Origin of the sequence: Streptomyces poriticola, assembly GCF_036689765.1 — a bacterium.
Classification (GTDB): Bacteria; Actinomycetota; Actinomycetes; order Streptomycetales; family Streptomycetaceae; genus Streptomyces; species Streptomyces poriticola.
This window is the reverse complement of sequence record NZ_JBAGKH010000061.1, coordinates 1-8,568: the sequence shown is the minus strand read 5'-3', so window position 1 is coordinate 8,568 and position 8,568 is coordinate 1. Positions and strand designations below refer to the sequence as shown.

Sequence of the window (8,568 nt, the reverse complement as noted above, 5' to 3'; positions counted from 1 at the left end):
CGCGCCGGCGTCGACCCGAAGTCCCTGCGGGGCGCGGATGTCGGCGTGTACCTGGGCACCAACGGACAGGACTACATCTCCGCCGCGCGCCCGCTGCTGCACCGGGTGGAGGGCCACGGCGGCACCGGCATCGCCGGAAGCGTGCTGTCCGGGCGCGTCGCCTACACCCTCGGCCTGCGCGGCCCCGCGGCCACCGTCGACACGGCGTGCTCCGCCTCCCTCGTCGCCCTGCACTGGGCGACGCGGGCGCTGCGCGGCGGCGAGTGCGCGATGGCCCTCGCGGGCGGCGTGACGGTCATGTCGTCGCCGGCGACCTTCGTGGAGTTCTCCCGGCAGCGCGGCCTCGCCTCCGACGGCCGCTGCAAGCCGTTCGCCGCCGCGGCGGACGGCACCGGCTGGGGTGAGGGCGCCGGAATGCTGCTGCTGGAGCGGCTCTCCGACGCCCGGCGTCTCGGTCACCCGGTGCTCGCGGTGCTGCGCGGCTCGGCCGTCAACCAGGACGGCGCCAGCAGCGCCCTCACCGCACCCAACGGCCCGGCGCAGGTCCGCGTCATCCAGGCGGCCCTCGCCGACGCCCGGCTCGCGCCCGGCGACGTCGACCTGCTGGAGGCGCACGGCACCGGCACCGTCCTCGGCGACCCGATCGAGGCCCAGGCCCTGCTCACCGCCTACGGCCAGAACCGCACCGCACCCGCCTGGCTGGGCTCGGTCAAGTCCAACGTCGGGCACACCCAGGCCGCCGCCGGGGTCGCCGGCGTGCTCAAGACCGTGCTCGCCCTGCGCCACGGGGTACTGCCCCGGACCCTGCACGTGGACGCGCCCACCCCGAAGGTCGACTGGTCGGCGGGCGCGGTACGGTTGCTCACCGAGGCCCGGCCGTGGCCTGCCGGGGACCGGCCGCGGCGCGCCGGTGTCTCCGCGTTCGGCGTCAGCGGCACCAACGCGCACGTCATCGTGGAGCAGGCTCCCGAGGACGCCGCCGAGGCATCGGAAGCGCCCGGTGCCGTCGGTGGGCCGGTGCCGTGGGTGCTGTCCGGCCGTACCGAGAGCGCGCTGCGAGCCCAGGCCGCCGCGCTCGCCGCCCACCTGGCGGAGCGGCCCGGCGACCGGCCCCTGGACGTCGCCCTGTCCCTGGCCACCACTCGCTCGGCGTTCGCACACCGCGCCGTCGTGGTCGGGGCGGACCCGGACGGCCTGCTGCGCGGCGTGGCCGCCGTCGCCGCGGGGGAGCCCGCGCCCGGCGTGGTCCGCGGCACCGTCGGCCACCCCGGCCGCATCGCGTTCGTGTTCCCCGGTCAGGGTGCGCAGTGGACCGGCATGGCCCGCGAACTCGCCGACTCCTCCCCGGAGTTCGCCGCCCGCCTGGACGAGTGCGGCGCCGCCCTCGCCCCGCACGTCGACTGGTCCCTGCGCGACGTCCTGGCCGACCCGGCCGCGCTGGAACGCGTCGACGTCGTCCAGCCCGCCCTGTGGGCCGTGATGGTCTCCCTGGCCGCCCTCTGGCAGGCGCACGGCGTGGAGCCGGCCGCCGTCGTCGGCCACTCGCAGGGCGAGATCGCCGCCGCGTGCGTCGCTGGCGCCCTCTCCCTGGAGGACGCCGCCCTGCTGGTCACGGCGCGCGCCCGCGCGCTGCGCGCCCTGACCGGCCGGGGCGGCATGGTGTCCCTTCCGCTGGCCGAGGCCGCCGCGCGCGAGGTGATCGCGCCGTGGGGCGACCGGCTGTCGGTGGCCGCCGTCAACGGCCCCGCCGCGACGGTCGTGTCCGGCGACTCCACGGCCCTGGACGAACTCCTCGCCCAGGCCCAGCGGGACGGCCTGCGGGCCAAGCGGATCCCCGTCGACTACGCCTCGCACTCCGCGCACGTCGAAGCCGTACGCGCCGAGGTGCTGGCCGCGACCGCCGCCGTCACACCGCGCGCCACGAGCACCGCCTTCGTGTCCTCGGTGACCGGCGCGGTGCTCGACACCACCGGCCTGGACGCCGCCTACTGGTACCGCAACCTGCGCGAGCCGGTCCGTTTCGACCTGGCCCAACGGGCCCTCATCGACGCCGGGTTCACGACCTTCATCGAGGTCAGCGCGCACCCCGTGCTCACCGCGGCACTCCAGGAGACCGACCCGGCCGTCCTCGCCGTCGGCTCGCTGCGCCGCGACGGCGGCGGCCCCGCCCGCTTCCTCGCCTCCCTCGCCGAGGCCGCGGTGCGTGGCGTACCGGTCGACTGGCGGCCGGCCCTGCCGGCGGCCCGTACCGTGCAGCTCCCCACCTACGCCTTCCAGCGCGAACGCCTCTGGCTGGAGGAGGACACCGGGCCGATCGCCCCGGAACAGGGCTGCGAGGACGGCACCTTCTGGGCCGCGGTCCACGGCTCCGCCGACGAACTGGCCACGGTGCTCGGCGCGGACCCCGCAGCCCGGGAGCCGATCGCCGCCGTCCACCCGCTGCTCGCCGCCTGGCACGAGCGGCGCGCCGACGAGTCCGCCGTGGACTCCTGGCGCTACCGCGTCGACTGGGCCGCCCTCACCGGCTCGCCCTCCGCCGGCGCGCCCACCGGCCGCTGGCTGGCGGTCGCGGCCGACGATCCCTGGTCCGAGGCCGTCGTCGCGGCACTCGCGGACCGCATGGACATCACCCGGGTTCCGGCCTACGACCCCGGCACCGTCGCGGAACTCACCGCCGGCACCGCGGGCGTCGTAGCCGTGCTCCGGCCCGACGACCCCGACCCGCTCCCCGGCCTCCTCGCCCTCGTCCGGTCCCACGACCGCGCCGACGGCGGCCTGCCACTGTGGTGCGTCACCCGCGGCGCCGTGGCGACCGGCCCGGCGGACACCCCGGCGGACCCGACCACCGCGCAGATCTGGGGCTTCGGTCGCGTCGCCGCGCTGGAACGACCGCAGAGCTGGGGCGGGCTGATCGACCTCCCGGCCGGCGGTGCGCTGCCGGGCGCGGCCGGAGCCGACGGCGTATCGGGCGCCCGCACGGCCGACGATGTCCTCGACGCCCGTCTCGCCGACCGGCTCGTCGCCGCGCTGGCGGGTCCGGAGGACCAGGTGGCGGTACGCGCCTCCGGCGCCTTCGGCCGCCGACTGCGCCGCGCGCCGGCGGGCGGGACCACTCCCGCCTGGAGCCCCACCGGCACCACCCTCGTCACCGGCGGCACCGGCGGTCTCGGTGCGCACGTGGCCCGCTGGCTCGCCCGTACCGGGGCGGAGCACCTCGTGCTCACCGGACGGCGCGGCCCCGAGGCGCCCTGTGCGGAGGAACTGGCCGCTGAACTCACCGCGCACGGTGCCAGGGTCGACGTGGTCGCCTGTGACGTCGCCGACCGTGACGCGTTGGTCCGGGTGCTGGCCGAGCATCCCGTCGACGCCGTGTTCCACCTCGCCGGCATCGAGCGCTACCGGCCGCTGGACGAGCTGACCCCGGCCGATCTCGCCGAGGTCGCCGGCGCCAAGGTCACCGGCGCCCTCCTGCTGGACGAACTGACCCGCGACCGGCAGCTGTCCGCGTTCGTGCTGTTCACCTCCGGTGCCGGAGTGTGGGGCAGCAGCGGCCAGGCCGCGTACGCCGCCGCCAACACCCACCTCGACACGCTCGCCGCCCGCCGCCGCGCCGAGGGCCTGCCCGCCACCGCCGTCGCCTGGGGCCACTGGGACGGCGCCGGGATGTCCGACGGCCCGGCCCGCGCCCAGATGCTCCGCTGGGGTCTGCCCGCCATGGCACCCCACCGCGCCGTCGCCGCCCTCGCGGGCGCCCTCGGCCGGGACGAGGCCTCGCTGGTGGTCGCCGACATCGACTGGCCGGTGTTCGCGCCGACGTTCACCCTGGCCCGGCGCAGCCCGCTCCTCGCCGACCTGCCCGAGGCCGCCGACCCGGCGCACACCGCCCCGGCACCGGCGGCCCCGGCCGACCGGCTGGACCGGGCCGCGCTGCTGGACCTGGTGCTCGCCGAGACCGGCGCGGTCCTCGGCCACGTCTCCGGCACCGGACTGCCCGCCGGCCGCGCCTTCCAGGAACTGGGCTTCGACTCGCTCACCGCCGTAGAACTCCGCAACCGGCTGCGCGACGCCACCGGGCTGACCCTGCCCGCCACCCTCGTCTTCGACCACCCCACGCCGGAGGCGCTCGCCGAGCGCCTCGCCGAGGAACTCACCGGCGGACAGCCCGCCGACGTTCCGGGCACCGCGCCGGCGCCGTCCGCCGCCACCGACGACCCGATCGTCGTCGTCGGCATGGGCTGCCGCTTCCCCGGCGGCGCCGACTCGCCCGAACGGCTGTGGGACCTCGTCGCCGCGGGCAGGGACGCGATGACCGGCTTCCCCGCCGACCGCGGCTGGGACGTCACCGACACCGGCTTCACGAAGACCGGCGGATTCCTCGACGCCGCCGGTGAGTTCGACGCCGGGTTCTTCGGTATCAGCCCGCGCGAGGCCACCAGCATGGACCCGCAGCAGCGGCTGCTGCTGGAGACGGCGTGGGAGACGTTCGAGCGGGCCGGCATCGACCCGGCCTCCCTGCGCGGCAGCCGGACCGGCGTGTTCGTCGGCTACGGCGGCCAGGACTACCTCACCAGCCTGTACGCTACCCCCGACGAGCTGCAGGGCCACCTCCTCACCGGCACCTCCGGCAGCGTGGTCTCCGGCCGGCTCGCCTACGTCCTCGGCCTGGAGGGCCCCGCGGTCACCGTCGACACCGCGTGCTCCTCGTCCCTGGTCGCCCTGCACTGGGCGATCCGCGCGCTGCGGTCCGGCGAGTGCGACCTGGCCCTGGCCGGCGGCGTCACCGTCATGGCCACCCCGGGCGTCTTCGTCGAGTTCGGCCGGCAGGGCGGCCTCGCGGCCGACGGACGCTGCAAGGCGTTCGCCGACGCCGCCGACGGCACCGGCTGGGGCGAGGGCGCCGGCCTGCTCCTGGTGGAGCGGCTGTCCGACGCCCGCCGCAACGGCCACCGCGTCCTCGCCGTCGTCCGCGGCTCCGCCGTGAACTCCGACGGCGCCTCCAACGGCCTGACCGCGCCCAACGGTCCCTCCCAGCAGCGGGTCATCCGGGCCGCGCTGGCCGACGGCGGCCTCACCCCGGCCGACGTCGACGCCGTGGAGGCACACGGCACCGGCACCGCGCTCGGCGACCCCATCGAGGCCCAGGCCCTGCAGGCGGTCTACGGCCAGGACCGCGAGCGTCCGCTGTGGATCGGCTCGGTCAAGTCCAACCTCGGCCACACCCAGGCCGCGTCCGGCGCCGCCGGCCTCATCAAGACGGTCATGGCGCTGCGCCACGGCGTGCTGCCCGCCACCCTGCACGTCGACCGGCCCTCCGCACAGGTCGACTGGACCAGGGGAGCGGTCTCGGTGCTCACCGAGACCACCCCGTGGCCCGAGACCGACGTGCCGCGCCGTGCCGCCGTGTCCTCCTTCGGGGTCAGCGGCACCAACGCCCATGTCGTCCTCGAACAGGCCCCGCCCGCCGGGGAAGCGGCGCCGGCCGGGGACGGCGGACCCGTCCCGTGGCTGGTCTCCGGCCGCACGCCCGAGGCCGTCCGCGCCCAGGTGGAGCGGCTGCGCGCCGACCTCGCCGGACACTCCGACCCGGTCGCCGTGGCGCGCGCTCTCGCCACCACGCGCACCGCGTTCGAGTACCGCGTCACCGCCGCGGGCAGCGACACCGGGGCGCTGCTCGACGCCCTCGCCGAGGCTCGCCCCGTCACCGCCCGCCAGGGCCGCACCGCGTTCCTGTGCACCGGCCAGGGCGCCCAGCGCGTCGGCATGGGCGCCGACCTGTACGCCGCCCACCCCGCCTACGCCGACGCCTTCGACGCGGTCTGCGCCGAGTTCGACCGCCTGCTGGACCGCCCGCTGCGCGAACTGGTGCTGTCCGGGCCCGCCGACGTACTCGACCGCACCGCCTACGCGCAGCCCGCGCTGTTCGCGGTCGAGGTCGCCCTCGCCGCGCTGCTGCGCCACTGGGGCGTGATCCCCGACCTGCTGGCCGGCCACTCGCTCGGCGAGATCACCGCCGCGCACCTGGCCGGAGTCCTCTCCCTGCCGGACGCCGCGGCCCTGGTCGCCGCCCGCGGCCGGCTGATGGACGCGCTGCCGGCCGGCGGCGTGATGGTCGCCGTGGAGGCCGACGAGGACCGGGTACGGCCCTTCCTCGGCGACGACGTCTCCCTGGCCGCCGTGAACGGCCCGCGCGCCCTGGTGCTGTCCGGCCGCGAGGAGGCCGTGGACGAGGCGGCCGCCCGGCTCGCCGCCGAGGGGTGCCGGACCCGCCGCCTGCGGGTGTCCCACGCGTTCCACTCCGCGCTGATGGAGCCGATGCTCGACGAGTTCCGCGCCACCGTGGCCGCCCTCGGCCTGCGGGCGCCCTCCGTCCCCGTCGTGTCCGCACTGACCGGCCGCCCGCTGACGGCCGAGGAGGCCCGCTCGCCCGAGCACTGGGTACGGCACGTCCGAGAGGCCGTCCGCTTCCACGACGCCGTGCGGGGCCTGGCCGCCGCGGGCGCCGTACGGTACCTGGAACTCGGCCCGGACGGGGTGCTCACCGCCCTCGCCCGGAGCAGCCTGCCGCCCGCCGAGGCCGGCGAGCGCGACCCGCTCGCCGTACCCCTGCTGCGCGCCGGCCGTCCGGAACCGGAGACGCTCACCGACGCGCTGGCCCGCGCCGCCGCCGACGGCCTGCCCGTCGACTGGGCGGGGTACTTCACGGGCCGCGGCGGCACCCCCGTCGAGCTGCCCACCTACGCCTTCCAGCGCGAGCACTACTGGCTGCCCTTCAACTCCGGTGACGGCACGGCCTCGGCCGGGCACCCCCTGCTGTCCGCAGCGGTCGACCTGCCCGACGGCGGGCTCGTGCTCACCGGGCGGCTCTCGCCCGCCGCCCGCCCCTGGCTGGCCCAGCACACCGTGCGCGGCAGCGCCCTGCTGCCCGGCACCGCTCTGCTGGACCTGGCCCTCGCCGCGGCCGGCCAGGTGGCGGCGCCCGGCGTCGCCGAACTGATCCTCGAAGCCCCCCTCGTGCTGCCCGCCGACGGCACCGTGGAGGTGCGCGTCACCGTCGGCGCCGCCGAGGCCGACGGCCGCCGCGCGATCGCCCTGCACACCCGCATTGGCGACGGCGACTGGACCCGGCACGCCACCGGAGCGCTGGGCGAGGTGCCGGGCGAGCCCACGGCCACCGGTGCCTGGCCGCCCGCGGACGCCCGGCCCGCCGACCTCGGCGCCCTGTACGGGCAGTTGGCGGACGCCGGCTTCGGCTACGGGCCGGCCTACCAGGGCCTCCGTGCCGCCTGGCAGCGCGGCGAGGGCCCGGCGGCCGAGGTGTTCGCCGAGGCCGAACTGCCCGCAGGCGTCCCCGACGCCGACCGTTGCCCCGTACACCCGGCGCTGCTGGACGCGGTCCTGCACGCCATCGGCGTGGGCGGTCTGATCACCGACCCGGCGCACGGCGGACTGCCGTTCACCTGGACCGGGGTGCGGGTCTTCGCCCCCGGCACCCGGGCGGTCCGCGCCCGGCTCTCCCGGGCCGGCACCGAAGGCGCCCTCGCCGTCGACCTGTTCGACGCCGACGGCCTGCCGGTGGCCGCCATCGGCTCCCTGCGGCTGCGCCCGCCCGCCGCTCCCGCGGTGCCCGACGCCCTCTTCGAGACCGCCTGGGTGCCCGTCGAGCAGGGCACGGCTCCGGTCCGCCGCCTCGCGCTGCTCGGCAGCGACGCGGCCCTGACGGCCGGCCTCACCGCGGCCGGAGCCGCCCTGGCCGACGCCACGGACCGCTCCGCCGAGGTGCTCGTCCTGCCGGTCGCCACCGACCCCGGCGCGGCCCCCGTGGCCGAGACGCACCGGGCGACCGCCGCCGTCCTCACGGCCCTCCGCGACATCCTGGCCGACGAGGAGAGCACGGCCCGCCTCGCCGTGGTCACCCGCGGCGCCCTCGCGCTGTCCGCCGAGGAGTCCCCGGACCCGGCCGCCCGCGCCGTCTGGGGTCTGGTGCGGTCCGCCCAGACGGAGCACCCCGACCGGATCGTCCTCGCCGACCTGGACGCCACCGACGCCTCCGCCCGCGCCCTGCCCGCCGCGCTGACCTGCGGGGAACCGCAGATCGCCGTGCGGTCCGGCGCGGTCAGCGCACCCCGGCTCACCCGCGCCGGCGCCGACGCGCTGGTCCTGCCCGACGGCGGCTGGCGGCTCCGGCCCGGCACCACCGGCACCGTCGACAGCATGACGGCCGTGCCGCACGCCGACGCGCCACTCGCCGACGGCGAGGTCCGGGTCGCCGTCCGCGCGGTCGGCGTGACCTTCCGGGACGTCCTCAGCGTGCTCGGCCTCTACCCCGGCGCACCCCAGCCGCTCGGCATCGAGGCGGCGGGCGTGGTGGCCGAGACCGGCCCCGGCGTGACCGATCTCGCCCCCGGCGACCGGGTGTTCGGGCTGCTGCCCGGCTCGATGGGCTCCTCCGCCGTCGCCGACCGGCGCGTGCTCGCGCCCGTGCCCGACGGCTGGGGCTTCACCCGGGCCGCGTCGCTCCCCTCCGCGTTCCTCACCGCCTGGTTCGCCCTGCACGACGTGGCCCAGGTG

1 protein-coding gene is annotated in these 8,568 nt (G+C 77.8%); it reads left to right on the top strand.

The features are described 5' to 3' along the window. Nucleotides 1-8,568, top strand: an 8,568-nt coding sequence (locus tag V5O46_RS31190) for a type I polyketide synthase (RefSeq protein WP_332888104.1), incomplete at both ends; no start/stop codon positions are given.